The 20,256-nt window shown below is 63.6% G+C and carries 18 protein-coding genes; 7 read left to right on the top strand and 11 right to left on the bottom strand.

All coding sequences use genetic code 11. The features are described 5' to 3' along the window. Positions 1 to 65 precede the first annotated feature (65 nt). From tcuC to IFU31_RS15505, 7 genes are all read right to left on the bottom strand, one after another. Positions 66 to 1,355 (bottom strand): MFS transporter, encoded by a 1,290-nt coding sequence (gene tcuC / locus IFU31_RS15535; RefSeq protein ID WP_185793698.1) that lies wholly within the window; start codon positions 1,353 to 1,355, stop codon positions 66 to 68. A 195-nt stretch (positions 1,356 to 1,550) separates the two neighbouring features. Then, the gene (locus IFU31_RS15530; protein ID WP_185793697.1) at positions 1,551 to 1,775 is read right to left on the bottom strand and encodes a DUF6555 family protein; all 225 of its coding nucleotides are present in this window, start codon (positions 1,773 to 1,775) and stop codon (positions 1,551 to 1,553) included. Between the two features lie 142 nt (positions 1,776 to 1,917). After that, positions 1,918 to 3,168: a D-mannose isomerase gene (locus IFU31_RS15525; RefSeq protein WP_192103609.1), complete on the bottom strand. Its 1,251-nt coding sequence runs from the start codon at positions 3,166 to 3,168 to the stop codon at positions 1,918 to 1,920. Positions 3,169 to 3,274: 106 nt separating this feature from the next. Further along, entirely contained in the window at positions 3,275 to 3,424 is a 150-nt protein-coding gene (locus IFU31_RS15520; RefSeq protein WP_163007597.1) for a hypothetical protein, read from the bottom strand. Positions 3,425 to 3,471: 47 nt separating this feature from the next. Beyond that, the gene (locus IFU31_RS15515) at positions 3,472 to 4,704 is read right to left on the bottom strand and encodes an MFS transporter (protein ID WP_122478756.1); all 1,233 of its coding nucleotides are present in this window, start codon (positions 4,702 to 4,704) and stop codon (positions 3,472 to 3,474) included. 88 nt (positions 4,705 to 4,792) lie between these two features. Further along, positions 4,793 to 5,068 carry a DUF3253 domain-containing protein gene (locus IFU31_RS15510; RefSeq protein WP_122478754.1) on the bottom strand — a complete coding sequence of 92 codons (276 nt, stop codon included), beginning with the start codon at positions 5,066 to 5,068 and terminating at the stop codon, positions 4,793 to 4,795. Between the two features lie 100 nt (positions 5,069 to 5,168). Then, positions 5,169 to 6,629, bottom strand: coding sequence for a sugar porter family MFS transporter (locus IFU31_RS15505; RefSeq protein ID WP_274598223.1), 1,461 nt, complete (start codon positions 6,627 to 6,629; stop codon positions 5,169 to 5,171). Positions 6,630 to 7,021: 392 nt separating this feature from the next. Between IFU31_RS15505 and map the strand changes: the two genes are divergently transcribed. Then, positions 7,022 to 7,780 (top strand): type I methionyl aminopeptidase, encoded by a 759-nt coding sequence (gene map, locus IFU31_RS15500; protein ID WP_192057383.1) that lies wholly within the window; start codon positions 7,022 to 7,024, stop codon positions 7,778 to 7,780. A 23-nt stretch (positions 7,781 to 7,803) separates the two neighbouring features. Here map and IFU31_RS15495 read toward each other — a convergent pair whose 3' ends face one another. From IFU31_RS15495 to IFU31_RS15480, 4 genes are all read right to left on the bottom strand, one after another. Continuing rightward, complete coding sequence (locus tag IFU31_RS15495) at positions 7,804 to 8,172, bottom strand: response regulator (RefSeq protein WP_122478751.1); 369 nt, start codon at positions 8,170 to 8,172, stop codon at positions 7,804 to 7,806. Positions 8,173 to 8,193: 21 nt separating this feature from the next. After that, on the bottom strand, positions 8,194 to 9,639 hold the full coding sequence (locus tag IFU31_RS15490) for an ATPase domain-containing protein (RefSeq protein ID WP_192103860.1): 1,446 nt from the start codon (positions 9,637 to 9,639) through the stop codon (positions 8,194 to 8,196). 228 nt (positions 9,640 to 9,867) lie between these two features. Beyond that, a complete protein-coding gene (locus tag IFU31_RS15485) occupies positions 9,868 to 11,208 on the bottom strand; it encodes a cation:proton antiporter (protein WP_122478745.1) in 1,341 nt (446 codons plus the stop codon). 133 nt (positions 11,209 to 11,341) lie between these two features. Then, a complete protein-coding gene (locus IFU31_RS15480) occupies positions 11,342 to 14,128 on the bottom strand; it encodes an RHS repeat domain-containing protein (RefSeq protein ID WP_192103607.1) in 2,787 nt (928 codons plus the stop codon). Between the two features lie 214 nt (positions 14,129 to 14,342). Between IFU31_RS15480 and IFU31_RS15475 the strand changes: the two genes are divergently transcribed. The 6 genes from IFU31_RS15475 to rbsD all read left to right on the top strand — a co-directional run bounded on the left by IFU31_RS15475 (position 14,343) and on the right by rbsD (position 20,256). Further along, positions 14,343 to 15,299, top strand: a complete 957-nt coding sequence (locus IFU31_RS15475; RefSeq protein WP_192103605.1) for a sugar ABC transporter substrate-binding protein — start codon at positions 14,343 to 14,345, stop codon at positions 15,297 to 15,299. 68 nt (positions 15,300 to 15,367) lie between these two features. Continuing rightward, positions 15,368 to 16,912, top strand: coding sequence for a sugar ABC transporter ATP-binding protein (locus tag IFU31_RS15470; protein WP_122478740.1), 1,545 nt, complete (start codon positions 15,368 to 15,370; stop codon positions 16,910 to 16,912). After that, the gene (locus tag IFU31_RS15465; RefSeq protein ID WP_185793690.1) at positions 16,909 to 17,901 is read left to right on the top strand and encodes an ABC transporter permease; all 993 of its coding nucleotides are present in this window, start codon (positions 16,909 to 16,911) and stop codon (positions 17,899 to 17,901) included. The genes IFU31_RS15470 and IFU31_RS15465 overlap by 4 nt, the downstream gene beginning before the upstream one ends. A 1-nt stretch (position 17,902) precedes the next feature. After that, positions 17,903 to 18,925: a LacI family DNA-binding transcriptional regulator gene (locus tag IFU31_RS15460; RefSeq protein ID WP_122478736.1), complete on the top strand. Its 1,023-nt coding sequence runs from the start codon at positions 17,903 to 17,905 to the stop codon at positions 18,923 to 18,925. A 12-nt stretch (positions 18,926 to 18,937) separates the two neighbouring features. Further along, positions 18,938 to 19,855: a ribokinase gene (rbsK, locus tag IFU31_RS15455; RefSeq protein WP_192103858.1), complete on the top strand. Its 918-nt coding sequence runs from the start codon at positions 18,938 to 18,940 to the stop codon at positions 19,853 to 19,855. After that, positions 19,852 to 20,256, top strand: coding sequence for a D-ribose pyranase (gene rbsD / locus IFU31_RS15450; RefSeq protein WP_192054199.1), 405 nt, complete (start codon positions 19,852 to 19,854; stop codon positions 20,254 to 20,256). The genes rbsK and rbsD overlap by 4 nt, the downstream gene beginning before the upstream one ends.

Here is a 20,256-nt window from a genome sequence, read left to right as displayed (position 1 = left end):
TCACGGGCAGAGCCCGCGTGCTTTTGTGGGAGCGGGTCTCTGCCCGCGAAGGCCGCGCCACCGTTTCACGCCTGCGCCGCCAACGCAGTCCGCTGCGCATGGCGGTCGCCACGAAACAGCACCAAAGTCGCCACCAACCCCAACACCGCCGCGCCACTGAGCCAGATGCCCGGTGCCGCCTTGTTGTCCAGGGCATGAATCAGGTAGGTGCAGGCGACCGGGGTGAACCCGCCAAACGTCGCCGTGGCCAGGCTGTAGGCCAGGGAAAACCCGGTGGTGCGCACGTCCAGCGGCATGATCTCGGTCAACGCCACAACCATGGCACCGTTGTACGAGCCATACAGGAACGACAGCCACAACTCGACCGTCAGCAGACGCGCGAAGCTGGGGTCAGCCACCAGCCATGACAAGGTCGGATAGGCCGTCAGAATCGCCAGCACCGTGGCCGCGAGCAGCAACGGTTTGCGCCCGATGCGGTCCGACAGCGCGCCCATGATCGGCAACCAGATGAAGTTGGAAATGCCCACCGCCATGGTCACCAGCAACGCATCCATGTCCGACAGGTGCAGCTCGTTCTTGCCGAACGTCGGCGTGTAGGCAGTAATCAGGTAGAACGACACGGTGGTCATCACGACCAGCGCCATGCCCGCCAGCACCAGACGGAAATTCTGCGCCACCGAGTGCACCACCTGCTTGAGGGTTGGGCGGTGGGTGCGAGCCTCGAACTCCGGGGTCTCTTCCAGCGAACGGCGGATGAAAAAGATCACGGGTACGATCATGCAACCCACCAGGAACGGCACCCGCCAGCCCCATTCGCCCATCTGTCGTGCATCCAGGAAGTGGTTGAGCAATACCCCCAGCAGGCCGGCGAAGACCACGGCGACCTGCTGGCTGGCAGACTGCCAACTGACGAAAAAGCCCTTGCGCCCTGGTGTGGCGATTTCCGCCAGATACACCGACACCCCGCCCAGTTCGACGCCTGCGGAAAAGCCCTGCAGCAGCCGGCCGAGCAACACCAGTAAAGGCGCCGCAACGCCCAGGGTTGCATAACCTGGTACGCAGGCAATCAACACCGTGCCCATGGCCATCAACGCCAGGGTCACGATCAGCCCTTTGCGGCGCCCGTGCCGGTCGATGTAGGCACCCAGAAAGATTGCCCCGAGCGGGCGCATGAGAAAACCGGCACCGAAGGTGGCCAGCGATAGCATCAATGAAGCGAAGGCGCTGTCGGTCGGAAAGAAAGTCTTGGCGATTGCCGTGGCATAGAAGCCATAGACCATGAAATCGAACATTTCGAGAAAATTGCCGCTGACAACGCGAAAGATCGCCTTGCCTTTACCCACCTCAGACGTCATGGCCGTGCTCACTCTACTTGATCTTGTTGATGACCCATGGATTCGAACACCTGGCCAATCGGGCACAGCTGTCCGACTCCGGGAACATATCTTGTAACAATATGTTCCAGATCAACCTCAGGTAAAGTGAATTCGTTCGCTAGCTAAGTTTTTCCAGCCACATTGCCGCGCGGGTAATCCGAGCGCCGAGCCTGCTCAGGCAGGGCGCCAGCTCACCGCGTGAATGCCGAATTTCTCGGCCGAGGGCTGGCTGGTCTTGGTCACGTGCTCGCGGCCGAATCGACCGATGCGGCCAACGCCAGCATCACAGCTCGCCCAATGCCAGGCTTCGCTGTTGTCCATTTTCTCGGCTCTGATGACGAAGGATTTGGGATCGCCGTGAAGGGTATAGTCGATGACGAACAGTTTCGCGTTGTTCATGGGGCCGAGGTTCTTCCTTGTGATGAGCGGCGTGATGTGCGTCGGAGTATGGCCCGCCAGAAAAATTCCGTTGGATTGGCGCGCCCGCGCCAATCCGCAGATTGCCTGGTAGCTCGCTCAGCTCAGCTCAGCTCAGCTCAGCTCAGCCCAGGCCGGCCTGGCGGGCCAGCGCGGTTGCCAGGCTCGGAGCCAGCGGCAAGGTCGGCAACAAAGTTGCCTGGTAGGCATGGTAGAGATCAGGCTTGCCCGGCCAGATGGTCCCTGCCGGTCGATTGCGAGCGTCGAGTTCGTGGTGCCAGCTGCCGTGCTCGCGGTCGATCAGGTAGAGGTCGATGTAGTCCCAGAACTCGCGATACCAGCGCTCGTAAGCGGCATCCGCGGTGCGCTGGTGCAACGCCGCGGCGGCGGCCACTGCCTCGGCCAGCGTCCAATGCAGGCGCTGCGCGACCACTGGACGGTGCTGCCAGTCGATGGTGTAGACGATTCCCGGCTGCCCGTCCACAGCCCAGCCCAGGTCGCAGGCTGCGGCGAACAGACGCTGGGCGTCGTCGGCCAGCCAGCTCGGGTTGGTCAGGCCGATGCGGTGCCTGGCGGCCTCCAGGTGCAGGAGCAATCGCGCCCACTCGAATGCGTGCCCTGGGGTTTGCCCGTATGGGCGAAATTCGTCGGCGGGGCGCTCGTGGTTGTAGTCCGCCAGGGGTTGCCAGCAGGCGTCGAAATGTTCGACCGGCAGGTAGCTGGCCGCAGCCGCGTGGTGGTGAATCAGCCGTTCACTGATTGCCAGCGCGCGATCCAGCCATTTGTCGTTGTTGCAGACGTCGGCCAGCGCCAGGCACGCTTCCACGCCGTGCATGTTGCTGTTGCCACCGCGGTAGCTTTCCGGATCGCTCCAGTCCTGGGCGAAGGACTCCAGGAATGCCTGCTCCTCCTCGCACCAGAAGCGTCGTTCCAGCACATCGACCGCATCCGTCAGCAACGCTGTCGCGCCGGGCCGTCCGGCGGCAACCGCCGAGCTCGCCGCCAGGGCAACGAAGGCATGCAGGTAGGCTTGCTTGCGCTCTGCAGCCACGGGTTTCTCGCTGGCATGCCAGCCGCCATTTCGTGCATCACGCAGTGGGCCCTGCAGCGTGCGAATGCCGTGGTCGACCATGGCTGCGCTGCCCGGGATCCCCTGGAGGCAGGCGAGGGCGAAGCTGTGGGTCATGCGCGCGGTCTGAATGGTCAATGCGCCACTGGACAGCAGCGGTCGGCCACGGTGATCGAGGTCGGCGAAACCGTTCTCGATCCGCGCGGCCTTGGCAAATTCCAGCAATCGCTGCCCCTGCAGGGCCAGCCAGTGCCGGTGGGCGGGAAGGGTCAACCAGCTGTTTGCAGCGGGAGTAAGGGGCTCCATCTGTACCAATGCCTCGCTAGGGGATGCAGGAGGCATCCAGCATAGCGGCCAGTGTTCCGTCGTGGGGAGCACTGACCCGTACAGTCATGCTTGTGGCCGATTCGACCTATTCATAGGCGTCATCTTGATCATCTTCGTCTTCAAGCGGCACGGGGGCATTGCTCGTGCCCGATCCGGGGTCTTCGTTGCCTGGATCGTTGATGAAAGGCACGCCGTTCGGGCCTTTCTCTTCAGTACCTTCGGTTTCCGGTGTCATGGTCATTCTCCTGTAGAAGAAATACGTCGCGACCTGCGCGGGTCGCCTCAGACGTTGGACGCTCGGGCACGCACGACGTTCATGCTGACCATGGCCACCACCGCAACCAAGGCAACCAGCACGCTGAAAAATTCCGCCGAATGATGCAGGCCGAACTGTGGAATGCTCACGCCGACGGCAATCACCGGCACCGACATGGACAGGTAATAAACGATGAACAGCGCCGAGGTCACCCCGGCTTTCTGGCCGGCAGGCGCGGCATTGGCCACCGCGCCCATGCCGGCGCGGAAGGTCAGGCCCTGGCCGATGCCGCTCAAGGCGCCGCCCAGCACCAATAGCCACAGCTGCGCGCTGGCGATACTCATGCCCAAACAGGCCACGCCCACGATCAGCACGCTGCAACCGATGCTCATCTGTGCACTGTCGCGGATCCGCCGAACCCAGGCCTGGCCGACGACCGAGCCTGCGAACAGCACGAAGATCACCGCGCCGATCACCACCCCTCCGTCGTGACCCATGACCTGACGCATGATCGACGGCACCAGCGAGGTGAACAGCCCCGTCACGCTGAAACCGGCGAGGCCGGCAATGGCCGCAGGAATGAACGGTCCGCGCACCGCCGCTGGCAGGCTGGGACGTTGGAAGGCAAGCCGCGGCTTGGCCGGGCGTTGGACGGTTTCACCGACAGACAGAATGGCTGCGGTAGCCGCCAACAGCAGCACCAGGTGGACGACGAACGCCAGGTGTACCGGCCACGGCAGGAATTGCGAAGTCAGCCCGGCCAGCAATGGCCCGAGGCCCAGGCCCAGCATGTTGGCCGCGGTGGCGACCAGGGTGGCATTGCCCTGCCAGCGCTTGGGCGCCGCCTCGATCACCGCCACCGTGCCGGTACCGGTCATGATGCCGGCCGAGAACCCCGAGATCAGCCGACCGACCAGCAGCCCGCCGATGGAGTCGGTGCAGAGGAAGATCAGCGCACTGAGCGCGCCCATGGCCAGGCCGGCCAGCAGCATCGGTCGCCGGCCCAGTTGATCGGACCAGCTGCCGACCGCCAGCAACGCAAAGATCACGCCGGCGGCATAGATGGCGAAAATCAAGGTCACCCAGGTCGGACCGAAACCCAGGTGCTGTTGATACAAGGCATACAGCGGTGTTGGCAGAGTGGTGCCGATCATGGTGATCAGAAACGCCAGGGCGATCAGCCAGAAGCGAGTCCGGGCACGCCGGTCGTTGCAGGTGTCGTCGGTGACGCCAGGGTCTTGCGCAGGTGTTCGAGTCATCGGTTTCAGCCAGATCGGAGAAGGCAGTCGGAGTACCCGTCGGTGGCATTTGGCCGGACGCCCGTCAGCAGCGGCGGCCGGCCATGCATCACGGGTGCTTGAAGTGCGCGCCGCGGCGCAGCCGGATCGGCCCCTCGGCTTCAGTGTCCGGGTCGAGCCGCACATCGCCTTGAGTCACGTCGATGATGCGAGCGGCGGCCAGGGCCCTGGCCACCCGGCGAACCTCGGGCATCAGCGCGCGCCACTGCGGTTCATCCTGCTCCAGCGAGCGAGCCACCTCGGAGGGGCAGATCGAAGCGCCGGGAGCGCGCTGTTCCAGCAGTTGCAGGACGCGGCTGGCGATGACGTCGTCGGGATGGGTCATGGAGGGCGTTCGTCCTTGCAGGCAACATGGCGAATATGAAAACAACTTCAGCCATGTTACCTGCAACGTCTCGCACTGGACATATCGACCCGTTGCCGGCTCAGGCGCTGGCGGCCTCGTCCGGAGTGAATTCCTTCTCCATGTGCCGTTCGATCTGCTCCAGCGACTTGCCCCGGGTTTCCGGCACGCAAGTCATCACGAAGATCAGCGACATGACGTTGATCACCGCGAACAACATGAAGGTATAAGGGCCGAAGCCGGCCAGGGCGATCGGGAACATGAACGCCACCGACGCATTGCACAGCCACTGGAAGCACACCGCAGTGCCGGTCATCAGGCCACGCAGGTGCGAGGGAAACAGCTCGGACATCAGCAGCCAGTAGACCGGAGCGATGAAGGTCTGCATGAACAGCAGGAACATCAGGATGCAGGCCAGTGCCAGGTAGCTCTGCAGCAGCGAGGCGGGCAGCATGGTCAGCACGCAGCAGAGCAGCACCTGCGCGAGGATCACGAAGCACAGGCCGGTCATCAGCATCGGCCGACGGCCATGGCGCCCGACCAGCCAGATGCCGATCAGGGTGGCGATCACCGAAGCCACGCCGTTGCCGATGGTGGCGGTGAGTGCCGCGTTGGTACCCAGCCCGGTGGACTTGAGGATGACCGGCGTGAAATACATGAACGCATTCACCCCCGTCAGCTGAGCCACGAAGCCCAGCCCCATGCCCACCAGCAGCAGGCGACGCAGCCAGGGCTCGGCCCAGATCGAGGACCAACTGACATCGGCACGCTGCTCTTCGTTCTGAGCAATGATCTCCTTCATTTCCTTGTCGACCTGCTTCTTGCTCGAACGCAGCCTTTCCAGCACTTCGCGTGCCTCGTCCATGCGGCCCTTGCTGGCGAGCCAGCGCGGTGAGGTGGGCACGAAGTGCATGCCGATCCACAGCAGGGCAGCCGGAATCACCGCGATGGCGAGCATCCAGCGCCATACATCGGGGGTGTGGGCAAAATGCGCGAGCAGGGCGTTGGAGACATAGGCCACCAACTGCCCGGTGACGATCATCAACTCATTCTGGCTCACCAGCCGCGCCCGCTTGTTGGGGCCGGCGATTTCGGCAATGAACATCGGCACGATCGCCGATGCCCCACCGACTGCCAACCCCAGCACGAAGCGAGTGGCGATCATGATCGCCACCGTCGGCGCGAGGGCGGAACCCAGGGCGCCGATCATGAACAGGATGGCCAGGCCTTTGAGCGCCGTCAGGCGTCCGTATTTGTCAGCCAGATGGCCGGCGAACAATGAGCCGAAGGCGGCACCCAGAATCAGCGAGGAAGCCACCAGGCCCTCGGTGAACGGAGTGAGGCCCAGGCCACCTTGATCCGGCCCCTGGGTCATGAAGGGCAGGGCGCCGGAAATCACCCCCGTGTCGTAGCCGAAAGCCAGCGCGCCCATGGTGGCGATGATCGCCACACGCACCACTATCTGGCCGGGAGAGGTGCGTGTGGCGTCGTTTTCCTCGCCTGCAGGCGAAGTGTCGGGTGTTGTGGTGTTGGAACTGGACAAGGCTCATTCCTTTCATTGCGCGCAGGCAATGCGTCGTGATGCGCCACGCAGGATCGCGCACGAAAGGGGCAAGGCAGGTATCAGCGTTCGGTGTTGCGATGCCGGCCCGGGAAGGGAACACTCCCAAAGGCCGTCGGCTCCAGCGGATATTATGATTATGTCGAACTGCTTGAATGTTGAAGTCTTCGGACCGCATTCGGTCATGCTGCCGAAGACACTGCCTGTGCGCTTTTCGCGACCATCTGCCGGTATGGCGCTGGGCTGTGAGTCTTATGAACGAAGTGGTTACAAAAAGTTTTGTATCGTTTGAAATTAAATGATGTCGGCGTGCGCCGCCCAGGCACGGCAGCGGCGCTCTGCTAGCATAGAGGCTTGAATCCCAGGAGAAACCCGTGAGCCGCAAGAATCTGAACCGCACCCCCGAGCAAGTCGCCTTGGCCCGCCGCGCAGGGGCGCTTGCCGCTGACGTACTGCGGATGATTGCACCGCACGTACAGGCCGGCGTCACCACCCAGTACCTGGATGAGCTGTGCAATGCCTACATCGTGAACGAATTGAAAGTAATCCCGGCCAACGTTGGCTATCACGGGTTTACCAAGACGGTGTGCATATCGGTCAACGAAGTGGTTTGCCACGGTGTGCCCAGCAACGAAGTGGTGCTGGCCGACGGCGACATCGTCAACATCGATGTGGCCGTCATAAAAGACGGCTGGTTCGGCGACACCAGCCGCATGTACTACGTCGGTGAGCCGAGCGCGCTGGCAAAGCGACTGGTGGACACCACCCACGAGGCGATGCTGGCCGGTATCGAAGTGGTCAAGCCGGGAGCGACGTTGGGCGATATCGGCCACGCCATCCAGAGCGTGGCGCACCGCGAAGGGTTCAGCGTTGTACGCGAATACTGCGGGCACGGCATCGGGCAGATCTACCACGACGATCCGCAAGTCTTGCACTACGGCCGCAAGGGCGAGGGGATGCGTTTGAGCCAGGGCATGATTTTCACCATCGAGCCGATGATCAACGCCGGCAAGGCTGGAACCCGCCAGTTGGCCGATGGCTGGACCGTGGTGACCCGCGATCGGTCATTGTCCGCGCAATGGGAGCATATGGTGGCAGTGACTGCCGATGGCTACGAAATCCTCACGCTGTAACGCGCGAGCGGCGGCTTTTGCGCCTAGGCCGGATCCAGCGGCACCAATTCGCGCACGCGTGCTACCACTTCGTTGATGTCGAAGGGCTTGTCGTATACGGCGTTGAAAAGTTCGGGCGTTGCCCGGCCGACGTTGCCTTGGGCGCCACTCATCAAAAGAATGGGCACAGACTCGAACGAAGCGTGACTACGGATCTTCTGCGCCAGTTCGAGGCCGTTCATCCCAGGCATCATGAAGTCGGTAATGACCAATGCCGGACGCTCGCGATCGAGGATCTCAAGCGCACGCTTGCCATTACCGGCCTTGACGGCCATATAGCCTTCGTCTTCCAACGCGTAACCAAGAATGTCGGCGATGAGATACTCATCGTCGACGATCAGGATAGTGGGCATGTCAGTTCGACCCCGGCAACATCACGGATTCGAAATCGTGGAGGCACTACCCGATAACACTGCCTCTGCATTTGTGAACGCCTTTCTCAGGTCGATTCCATGACCATGGATGACCAGCTCCAATAGCGACGGATCATAATAACTGTCTCTGATTTTAAGAATGGAAAGCAGGCGTTTTAGTTCAGACTCATGTTCGACGAATCGCGTCAGCAGGATGTTGTCGACGATGCTGGAGAGGTCTGGCGCCGGCGAGGTGATCTCCGGACCGAACAGGCCGCGAACCTCCCACGTGGCGAACACCGTGACGCCACGGGCGCGCAGCTCGCTCATCAGGGTACTGAAGAACTCGGTCAGGCGTACGGTGCTGGTCGCCGTGCGGGCCATGCCGCCCAGGCTGTCGATGAGCAGTCGCTTGATGCCATGGAACTCGACATGGCGCAGCAGCCTTGCCCCCAGACCGTCGAGCAGCCCTTCGGTGGTTGGCTGCCAACACACGTGCAAAGCGCCGCTGGCTTGCAGCGCCTCGAAATCATGGCCAAGCGATCGCGCCTTGACCTGCAGGCGGCGCTCGGACTCGTACATGCCAAACAGCATGCCCGGCTGTTCGGGCGTGGACGCCGACAGGAAGCTGATTCCCATGCTGGTCTTGCCGATGCCCGACGGGCCCATTACCAGCGTCACCGAGGAACGCGGCAGACCGCCGCCAATCAGGTTGTCGAGCGCCGGAATGCCGCTGGGTATGCGGGTAAGATCGGTGGGGTCGGGGCACGAGGGGTGGCTGTACAGGCTTTCCAGGCGCGGGTACACCACCAGCCCATCGTCGGTGATCTCGCATTCGTGCAACCCTGACAGCGCGCCGCTGCCACGGGTCTTGCGCAGTTGGATGCGGCGCACCGAACGGGTGTTGAACAGCTCCTCGCCCAGTTCGATCACGCCATCGACCATGGTGTGCTCTGGGCTGCCGTCGTCCAGTCGCGAGCTGGTCAGGAACAGCACCGTACACCCGGCGAACGCCGCATGGCCCTGCAGCTCGGAGATGAATTTCTTGGTGTCGATCTGTGAATCGGCCTTGGAGCGGGCATTGAGCACGCCATCGACGATCAATACCGTCGCTTTCTGCCGACTGATCTCGCGGCGCAGCAGCTTGACCACTTCGTCCAGGCCTTCGTTTTCCAGGGTGTCGAATGCGCTGACGAACTGGATCTCGTTGCCGATTTTCGAGGCATCGAAAAAGCTCAGCGTGGACAGGTACTGGAACAGCCGCTCATGGGATTCCGCAAGCAGGGTGGCGACCAGTACGCGGCCACCCTGGCTCACGTGATTGAAGCCCAACTGGTTGGCCAGGATGGTCTTGCCCGAACCCGGACGGCCCTGCACGATGTATGACGCACCGGCCACCAGCCCACCCTTGAGCAACAAATCGAGCCCTTCAATCCCGCTTGCGAGGCGCTTTAGCTGTTCCAATATCCGATCTGCCTGTATGGGTTGTACGCGATCGGCCATGTCTGCACGACAGTGACCGATCCATCAAATGCTGGGGATTCTATACCTTTTTGACCAAGCCAGTGCATCCAAACCCATGCCCCTGTAGCAGCGGCTTGCGCCAACGGTATGGCAGGTGTTCGCACTCCCTGTAGCAGCGGCGCAAGCCGCGTCCGGCAGCACCGCGGAGCCCCTGATCCACCTCAACCACCGCTAGACGGATTTCCGCCGACGTTCGTAATGCTCCAGCAACGGCTGGGTGCTGATGCCATGCACCAGAATGCTCAAGGCCACCACCGACAACGTCAGGCTGATACACACCTGCTCGACCGACTCAGGCAGTTCGTGGGCCAGTGCGTAGCACAGGTAGTAGATGGAGCCGATCCCGCGGATGCCGAACCAGCCCAGCAATGCTCGCTGATGGCCATCGAGCAGGCGGCGGCTGACCAGCAGCCATACGCTCAGCGGGCGGATCACGCAGAACAGTGCCGCCGCCAGGCCGACCGCACGCCAGTCCCAGTAGGCAGAAAGCGTTGCCCCCAGAATGGTGATCAGCAGGACTTCCATGGATCGTTCCACCAGATTGCCGAACACCAGGATGTCGCCCATCATCACCCCAGCGGCCAATTGCCCGTCCTCCAGATCCTTGGGGTGGGTGACGGTACCTTCCTCGGGCGCCAGGTCGCGGTGACCCACGATCGGCTTGGCCAGATGCTCCGAAGGAACCTCGGATCTCGACGTACGCACTTCTGCCTGACGCAGCCCCAGGCCGGCCGCGAACACTGCGAGAAATCCGAAAGCGCCCAGGGATGCGGCGCCAAAGTACGACAGGGCAATCAGCGCCAACGCCAGAAAGTCGTTGGGCGAGTTGGTACTGTCGGCATTGCGCACGCGCAGGTAGATCATCAGATGACCGATGGCCCGGCCCATCCCGTAACCGACCAAGAGCCCGACCGGCACGCCCCACAGCAGATTCTCCAAGGCCCACTGGCCCAGCCAGTGGCTGTCCAGGCTGCCATGGTGCAGCATCAGCAGGCTGAGGATCACGAAGGGAAAGGCCGTACCGTCGTTGAGCCCGGCCTCACCCGACAGCCCGAAGCGCACACGGTCGAAGTCCTGCGCGCTATTCACCTGGACCATGGATGCCAGCACCGGATCGGTCGGCGCCAGCATCGCCCCGAGCAAGGTACTCACGCCCCAGGACAAGCCCAGGCCGTAGTGCGCCACCAGGCACACGCCCAGAATCGACACCAGCATGACCGGACCAGACAGCATATAGGCCGCTCGCCACGCGCTGCGCCCCAGGCCAAGTCGCAGCTTGATCCCGGTGCTGAACAGCGAGAACAGCACGGCAGCCTCCGCCAGGCGCTCGAGCCACGAGGCGGTGTCCTTGAAATCGGTGGTGAACAGACCCAGCCCCATGGGACCGATGGCCACGCCGAATGCCAGGCACACCGCAGAGGTCGTCACCGGCAGCCAGCGCAAGTAGGACGCCGTCAGCGCCAGCATCAACAGCAGGACGCCAAGAACGGCCATCCACAAAATAAAGCTCATCAGGCCTCGCCGGGCTTGCGCCCATGAAATGGCTACAAAATGTAACCGCTTCAGCTGTGACTGCCAGGGAGAGCGTTAGTTGAGTGGCAAAACGTCGCGGCCAGTGGCTACTGGCACAGGCGGCGAGCTGGCGTTATGGATTGCCCGAGAGACCATAGCTCTGCTTGACGCGGTCCATGATGCCCGTGCGATTCGACGCATTGACTGTCTTCATCTGCCCCATGAGGTTTTCACCGGTCTTGCTCGCAAGCAGATCCTCATGAGTCTTGGCAATTTCTCCAAGCTCCTCCGCGCCATGCACCACACCGGTCACGGTCCACGCCGTCGACAACACCTTGAGTCCGAACTTCGCTACTGGATGCGGCACCACCGCAGCAGCGCCGTCCAGGCCTGCCTTGACCGTAGCGCCGAACGACAGCCCGGTGATCAGCTTGTCTTGCGTCAGCTCCTGCAGGTCGTGCAGAGATGCTTGCAGTTCCTCGGCCTTGGTTTCGGACAAGGTTGCCAGCTCGGCGGTGCCTTGCACGGCTTTCTGGGTATTCTTGATAGTGGCCTTGATGCTGTGCGCAACGCCGTTCACCGCATCCGTGGCAATAGCCCCCGCCAGAGGTGCCTTGTTGATCTGCGAGAGATCGCCGGTCTGGCTGAACTCGACCACGGTGCCAACGCTTTCAGCACCCTTGAGCACTGCACCGACGCCCGGCACTTGCCCATGCGCGAGGTGATCTGCCGTCTGCGCACGGCCCTTGGCACTGTTCAGAATCTGCTGCCCCGGGCTGAATTGGTCCTTCATGCGCTGAACCTTGCCCATGGCGTTGTCCGCCCGCTGGTCGCCCATCGAGGTGCTTGGCGGAGCAGCAGCTGGCTGTGCTGGCGCTTGCGACTGACGTTCGTGGTACTTGTACGCCTCATAGCCGATACCCGCTGCGCCGACGCCGCCCTTGAACAAGGCACGCATCATCCGGCCATCGTCATCCACTGCAGACGACGGCGAGTTGCGCACCATGGCATACAGATTGAGCCCATCCACCGTCCCCGCCGGATCGGCGCTCAGCCAGCGTCCGGCCCAGGGCTGATAGTAGCGGTAGCCATAGTAGTAGAGCCCGGTGTCGTCGCGTTCCTTGCCCGAGTAACGGACGGTCTTGTAGCTCGCCTCGACCTGGTGGCGGCAGGCCCAGACCGAGGTGGCGCCGAACGGAAAGAATTCCTCGCGGCTGATGACTTGACCGTCGCCGTCGAGTTCCAGGCCATGACTGCCCAGCAGGTCGGTGTAGCTGTAGCGCAACTGATCGTTGGCCAGGCCCTCGGGACTGCCGTCTGGCCAGTGCAACAGGCGAATATGTTCGGCTACCTTGAGGCAATGCAGGGTCTGGCCGTCATGCTGGCGCAACTCCAGCCCCGGCAGGTAGCAAGTGCTTCCCTGCGCGTGGGTCTTGCGCAGTCGCTGGTGCTGCTGGCCGTAGAGGTAGTGCTCGGTGCCGGCCTCGGCGCGCGTCACGCTGGCCAGCTGCATGCGACTGTTCCAGGCAACAGATTGGGAGCCGTCCAGCCCGCGTTGTTGCCCGGCGGCATCGAACTGGCTGTCGACCAGTGCAGGGTCATCGCACACGCTGCTCAACACGGCCCGGTTGCTGCACGCCGAGGTCGTCAGCCTGACCGTGTAGCCGGAATCGGTGGCTGGCACGGTGTGCCGAATGCTCTGCAGGTTGCCGGCCTCGTCGTACGCGTAGCGACGCTGGTACAGCGCATGGGCGTGGGTATCGATGGGGAGTGCAGATGGCAGGCTGCTGCTCATCTGGCCGAGTGCAGCCATCTGCCGACCGCTGGCCAGGATCAACTGCGACAGCGAGTCGTAACGGTAGTCCTGCTGCGGATCGATTTTCTGATTGCGCCAGAAGCGTGTCTGCTCCGCTTGGTTGCGCACCTGGGTCACCCGGCCGGTGGGGTCATAGCGGTAGCGCAGGTCCTGCAAGGTCTGGCGGTCGCTGGCGCGCTGGGTACGCATGCCGACCAGGCGTTGGGTGTCGGCTGCATAGGTATGGGTGATGACGACACCGTTGGCATGCCGCTCGACTTCTTTCTGCCCCCCGGCTGTGTAGGTCACGTCCAGCACCACCGGCGTCTCCAAGCCGCCATTGCGAGTGACCCAACTGGCCCGGTACTGCCCGCAACGGTCATGGCCATGGCGTTGCCGATGGCCCCTGGCATCCTCGCTGGCGATGATTGCGCCGCAGGCATCGAAGCTCACCGTACTGGTCAGGCTTTGCGGTTCCAGGCACCGCGCCTCGCCTTGGGCATCGTCCTGCGCCCAGTCGCATTCGGTGTGGCCAGCTAGCAGTTGCAGGGTCTCGCCTGCGATTGCACCGAGCAGGCTGCGCGCTTGCACGACGTGTCTGCCGGCGCTGTCGAAACGTGTCTGGCAATGGCCGGCCAGGTTGAACGCCTTGGCCTCTGCGTCAACGCCCGCCCATTGCCAGCGCTCGGCGGTGCGAAAGGCACGTTGGGCAGAGCGTTCCCGGATCGACAGCAGCCGGCCGGGCAGCGCCGCAGGTTCGTAGCAGCGCGTCTGCTCGACACCGTTCGCCAGCCATGTCATCGCCTCGCGGCCACACGCGTCGTACAGCGTTCGCGTGTTGCCGGCATCGACACTGCGGGTGTACAGGCATCGACCGCTCAAGCTGCGCACCTGTGCCAGGTTGGCGGCCACTTCGGGACGCTCGGCCTGGGCCGCGTGAAGGCGCGGATCGATACTGCTGATCAATTGCCCGCTGGCGTCATGGCCGTAGCGGGTGATGCGGGCCTGCGCAGAACCCGCTTGGTCGCGGTGGTAGGCAATCTCGCGCAGCACCCGCGCCCGGCCGTCGAAGCAGCGCAGGGCAGGGGTTGCAGCATGGATGGTGTGAGCAGCAGCGTCAGTCATGGCAGTACCGATAAACAGGAATCAGGGATAGGTTTCCCGCTGTTGTAACCTGCCGTGTTTCGGCCCGCCTCGAGTGGGCGCTGTGATGACCCGTGCTACAGCCCGCGGCACCGATTGACAATTCTCCGATCCCTGACCATAGTTCCTGTCACGCAAACGTTTGCGGGTTTCCGCAAGCTGCGCTCGATAACAATCATAAGATCGGAGTAAACCCATGAAGCTGCCCTTCGCCGGACGCCTGCTCGCTGTCTCCCTGATGGCTGCCATCGGCGCCATCGCCCCGTTGCAATCCTCTTTCGCCGATACCCAGAAGCCCAAGGTCGCGCTGGTCATGAAGTCCCTGGCCAACGAATTCTTCCTGACCATGGAAGACGGCGCCAAAAGCTACCAGAAAGAGCACGCTGCCGATTTCGACCTGGTGTCCAACGGCATCAAGGACGAGTCCGACACCGCCAACCAGATCCGTATCGTCGAGCAGATGATCGTCGCCAAGGTCGACGCGCTGGTCATTGCCCCGGCGGACTCCAAGGCACTGGTACCCATCATCAAGAAAGCCATGGATGCAGGCATCAAGGTCGTCAATATCGACAACCAGCTCGATGCCGGGGTGCTTGAGAGCAAAGGAATCCAGGTGCCGTTCGTGGGCCCCGACAACCGCAAGGGCGCCAAGCTGGTGGGTGACTACCTGGCTACGCGCCTGAGCGCTGGCGACCAGGTGGGGATCATCGAAGGTGTACCGACCACCACCAACGCGCAGATGCGCACTGCCGGTTTCAAGGACGCCATGCAAGCGGCGCAGATGAACATCGTCTCGGTGCAGTCGGGTAACTGGGAAATCGACAAGGGCAATGCCGTCGCTTCGGCCATGCTCAACGAGTACCCGGACCTCAAGGCGCTGCTGGCCGGCAACGACAGCATGGCGCTGGGCGCAGTGTCTGCAGTGCGCGCCGCCGGCAAGGCGGGCAAGGTCCAGGTGGTCGGCTACGACAACATCAATGCCATCAAGCCGATGCTCAAGGACGGCCGCATACTGGCCACGGCCGACCAGTTCGCCGCCCGCCAGGCAGTGTTCGGCATCCAGAACGCCTTGGCCCTGGTCAAGGGCGACAAGCTCGACGTCGACGCCAACGGTGTCATCCAGACCCCGGTCGAGCTCGTCACCCAGCCTTGATGCAGTGCACCTCGCGGCAGGTCTGGCCAGTGCCGGCCTGTCGCCTGCAGGTGTGCCTGGAGAAACCTATGACATCCAACGTTGTGCTGTCGGTAAGTGGCATCGGCAAGACCTATGCCCAGCCGGTGCTGTGGGACATCGACCTTGAGTTGCACCGCGGCGAAGTGCTGGCCTTGACCGGGGAGAACGGCGCAGGCAAAAGCACGCTGTCGAAGATAATCGGTGGCCTGGAAGCACCCACCACCGGCCAGATGCAGTTCCAGGGCCAGCCATGGCTGCCGGGCAGTCGCACTGCAGCCGAGCGCGGCGGGGTGCGCATGGTCATGCAGGAACTCAACCTGTTGCCTACCCTGACCGTCGCGGAAAACCTGTTCCTCCATGATCTGCCCAGCCGTGCTGGCTGGATCGACCGTCGCCGCCTGCGCGAACAGGCCCGCCAGGCCATGGCGCAGGTGGGCCTGGATGCCATCGACCCAGATACCCTGGTCAGCGACCTTGGCATCGGCCATCAGCAGATGGTCGAAATCGCCCGTAACCTGATCGGCGACTGTCAGGTGCTGGTGCTCGACGAACCTACCGCCATGCTCACCGCACGCGAGGTCGACATGCTGTTCGCGCAGATCCTGCGGCTGCGCGAACGCGGGGTGTCGATCATCTACATTTCCCACCGGCTGGAAGAACTGGCGCAGGTCGCGCAACGCATCGCCGTGCTGCGCGACGGACGCCTGGTGTGCGTCGAACCGATGGCGCGCTACGACAGCGAACAGCTGGTGAACCTCATGGTCGGGCGCGAACTGGGCGAGCGTATCGACCTGGGCGAGCGACGCATCGGCGCGCCGATGTTCAAGGTGCAGGGCATGACCCGTGGCGACAAGGTCAAGGACGTGTCCTTCGAGGTGCGCCAGGGCGAGATTTTCGGTATTTCCGGATTGATCGGGGCTGGGCGTACCGAGCTGCTGCGGCTGATCTTCGGCGCCGATGCCAGCGATGCCGGTACCGTTGCGATCGGTCAACCACCCAAACCGGTGAGCATTCGCAGCCCGGCCGACGCCGTTGCTCATGGTATCGCCCTGATCACCGAAGACCGCAAGGGCGAGGGCCTGCTGCTGTCGCAGTCGATCAGCGCCAATATCGCCTTGGGCAACATGCCGGCCATTTCCGCGGCCGGCATCGTCGACAACAAGGCCGAGCGAGCCTTGGCCCAGCGCCAGATCGAGGCCATGCGCATTCGCAGTTCCAGCCCGGCGCAGACGGTGGCCGAGCTTTCCGGCGGCAATCAGCAGAAGGTGGTGATCGGCCGCTGGCTGGAGCGTGACTGCAACGTGCTGCTGTTCGACGAGCCCACCCGTGGCATCGACGTGGGCGCCAAATTCGACATCTATGCCCTGCTGGGCGAGCTCACCCGCCAGGGCAAGGCGCTGGTGGTGGTGTCCAGCGACCTGCGCGAGCTGATGCTGATCTGCGATCGTATCGCGGTGCTCTCGGCCGGCCGCCTGATCGACACCTTCGAGCGCGAACACTGGAGCCAGGATGAACTGCTGGCAGCCGCGTTCGCCGGTTATCAAAAACGCGATGCGCTGCTGGCCGAGCCTGCAGCAAGGACCCCTGCATGAAAACTTCGACACTGCCCAAAGACACTCCCGGCGCAAAAACCGGCGGCACTTATCTGGGCCTCGGCACCTACCTGGGTCTGGCTGGCGCATTGCTGGCCATGATCGTCCTGTTCTCCCTGCTCAGCAGCCATTTCCTTTCGTACAGCACGTTCAGCACCATCGCCAACCAGATTCCCGATCTCATGGTGCTGGCGGTCGGCATGACCTTCGTGCTGATCATCGGCGGCATCGACCTGTCGGTGGGTTCGGTGCTGGCGCTGGCGGCCTCGGCGGTCAGTGTGGCAATCCTCGGCTGGGGCTGGAGCGTATTGCCCGCAGCCCTGCTCGGCATGGGTTGCGCAGCGCTCGCCGGCACCATCACCGGCTCGATTACCGTGGCCTGGCGGATTCCTTCGTTCATCGTCTCCCTGGGTGTGCTGGAAATGGCCCGCGGGGTTGCCTACCAGATGACCGATTCGCGCACCGCCTATATCGGCGATGCCTTCGCCTGGCTGTCCGACCCGGTAGCGTTCGGCATCGCGCCCTCGTTCCTGATCGCCCTCGGCGTCATCGCCATTGCCCACCTGACCCTGACTCGCACCGTGTTTGGCCGCTACCTGATCGGCATCGGTACCAACGAAGAAGCCGTGCGCCTGGCCGGCATCAACCCCAAGCCCTACAAGGTGCTGGTGTTCTCCCTCATGGGCCTGCTGGCAGGCGTGGCCGCGTTGTTCCAGATATCCCGGCTGGAGGCGGCCGACCCGAATGCCGGTGCTGGCCTGGAACTGCAGGTGATCGCCGCCGTGGTGATCGGCGGCACCAGCCTGATGGGCGGGCGCGGCTCGGTCATCAGCACCTTCTTTGGCGTGCTGATCATTTCCGTGCTGGCGGCCGGCCTGGCGCAGATCGGCGCGACCGAGCCGACCAAGCGCATCATCACCGGCGCGGTGATCGTCATCGCCGTGGTGCTCGACACCTACCGCAGCCAACGCGCACGCAAGCGGGGCTAGCATGGCGACCATCAAGGACGTGGCGGCGCGAGCCGGTATCTCCTACACCACCGTCTCGCACGTCGTGAACAACAGCCGGCCGGTCAGCGCGCACGTGCGGCGCAAGGTCGAGTCGGCGATCGCCGAGCTCAACTACGTTCCCAGTGCGGTGGCGCGCTCCTTGAAAGCGCGCAGCACTGCGACCATCGGCTTGTTGGTGCCCAACAGCGTCAACCCGTATTTCGCCGAGCTGGCGCGTGGTATCGAAGACTGCTGCGAGCGCAACGGCTACTGCGTGATCCTCTGCAACTGCGACGACGACCCGCAGAAGCAGCGCAACTACCTGCGCGTGCTGCTGGAGAAGCGCGTCGACGGTATCGTATTCGCCTCGGTGGGTGGCGATGCCGCGCTGACCGACATGCTCGCGGCGGTGCGCACGCCCATGGTCATCGTCGACCGCGGCCTGCAGCAGGTGGCAGCCGACCTGGTGTGCATCGATCACGAACAGGGTGGCTACCTGGCCACCCGGCATCTGCTCGAACTGGGCCATCGCGCCATCGCCTGCATCAGTGGCCCGCAACATACCCACGTGGCGCAGCTGCGCCTGGACGGCTATCGTCGTGCGCTCGCCGAGTACGCCGTGCAGCCCGCGCCCGAGCATGTCCTGCACAGCGATTTCACCAGTCCGGGTGGCTACCGTGCGGCAGTCGAGCTGCTCGCGGGGCCGGTGCCCACGGCGATCTTTGCGGCCAACGACATGATCGGCCTGGGCGTGCTGCGCGCGGCCGCCGAGCGCGGCGTCCGCGTGCCCGAACAGCTGTCGGTCATCGGTTTCGACGATATCCAGCTCAGTCGCTATGTGTACCCGGCCCTGACCACCGTCGGCCAGCGCATCGGCGAATTGGGTGAAGTGGCTGCCGAGCGGCTTCTGGCGCGCATCGCCGGAGCGGCCGGTGCGGCTGCGACGCAACACGTCATCGCGCCACAGATCGTGGTGCGCGAGTCCACGGCGCGATACGCCGGTCTTTCCCATGAATTGCGCTGAGAGTGGTAGATGATGCAAGCAAACGTATTGGTAATAGGCAGTCTGAACATGGACCTGGTGGCACAGGCCGAGCGTTTGCCGCAGGCGGGAGAAACCCTGCTGGGCCAGTCCTTCGCGACCGTGCCGGGCGGCAAGGGCGCCAACCAGGCGGTCGCTGCCGCGCGGCTGGGCGGGCAAGTGGCGATGATCGGCTGCGTCGGCGCCGACGCCTATGGCCAGGCGCTGCGCCAGGCGTTGGCCGATGAAGGCATCGACTGCCAGGGCGTACGGGTGGCTGAAGCGGTAGCGACCGGGATCGCGATGATCGTGGTCGATGCCAACAGCCAGAATGCGATCGTCATCGTGGCGGGCGGCAATGGCCAGCTCGAATGCGCCGACATCGAGCGTTTCGACCGCCTGCTGCTGGCCGCCGATGTGGTGGTGTGCCAGCTGGAAATTCCTCATGCGGTGGTGGCTTTCGCCTTGCAGCGCGCTCACCAGGCTGGCAAGACGGTCATTCTCAATCCGGCGCCGGTCAGCGGGCCGTTACCGCAGCAATGGCTGGGCTGGGTCGATTATTTGATCCCCAACGAAACCGAAACTCAGGCGCTCACCGGCCTGAGCGTCAGCTCGGTGGCCGAGGCAGAGCAGGCGGCCAGTCTTCTGCGCCAGGCCGGCGCCGGCAAGGTGCTCATCACCCTGGGTGAGCAGGGCCTGCTGTTTGCCGGCGGCGCGCAGCCCCGGCATTATCCTGGACGCAAGGTGCAGGCGGTGGATACCACGGCGGCCGGCGATACGTTCGTCGGTGGCTTTGCCGCGGCGCTGGCCAGAGGCCTGGACGAGTCACAGGCCATTGCGTTCGGCCAGGCCGCCGCTGCACTGTCGGTCACTCGCGCCGGCGCCCAGCCTTCCATCCCGACCCTGGCGCAAGTGGAGCAGGTTGCATCGTGAAAAAGACCGCCTTGTTGAACATATCGCTTTCGCAACTGGTTGCGTCCCTTGGCCATGGCGATATCGTCGTGATCGGCGATGCCGGTTTGCCGGTACCCCCGGGCGTGCCCTTGATCGATCTGGCCTTGACGCCAGGCATTCCTAGCTTCATCAGCACGCTGGACGTGCTGCTCAGCGAAATGCAGGTGGAAAGCCACGTTATCGCCGAGGAGATGCTGCAGGTGCTGCCGCCGGCGTCGGCGCGAATCCAGCAGTTGCACGAGCAGGGCGCCCTCGGTGTGCGCCAGTCGGTCAGCCATGCGCGGTTCAAGGAGCTGTCGCGGAACGCTCGCGCCATCGTGCGCACTGGCGAATGCCAGCCCTACAGCAATATCGCCCTGTTGGCGGGCGTCACTTTCTAG

Origin of the sequence: Pseudomonas sp. CFBP 13602 (assembly GCF_014842725.1) — a bacterium.
In the GTDB taxonomy this organism is placed as follows: Bacteria; Pseudomonadota; Gammaproteobacteria; order Pseudomonadales; family Pseudomonadaceae; genus Aquipseudomonas; species Aquipseudomonas baltica.
Note: the sequence above shows the minus strand (reverse complement) of the source record. Positions and strands in the feature narration are given on the sequence as shown.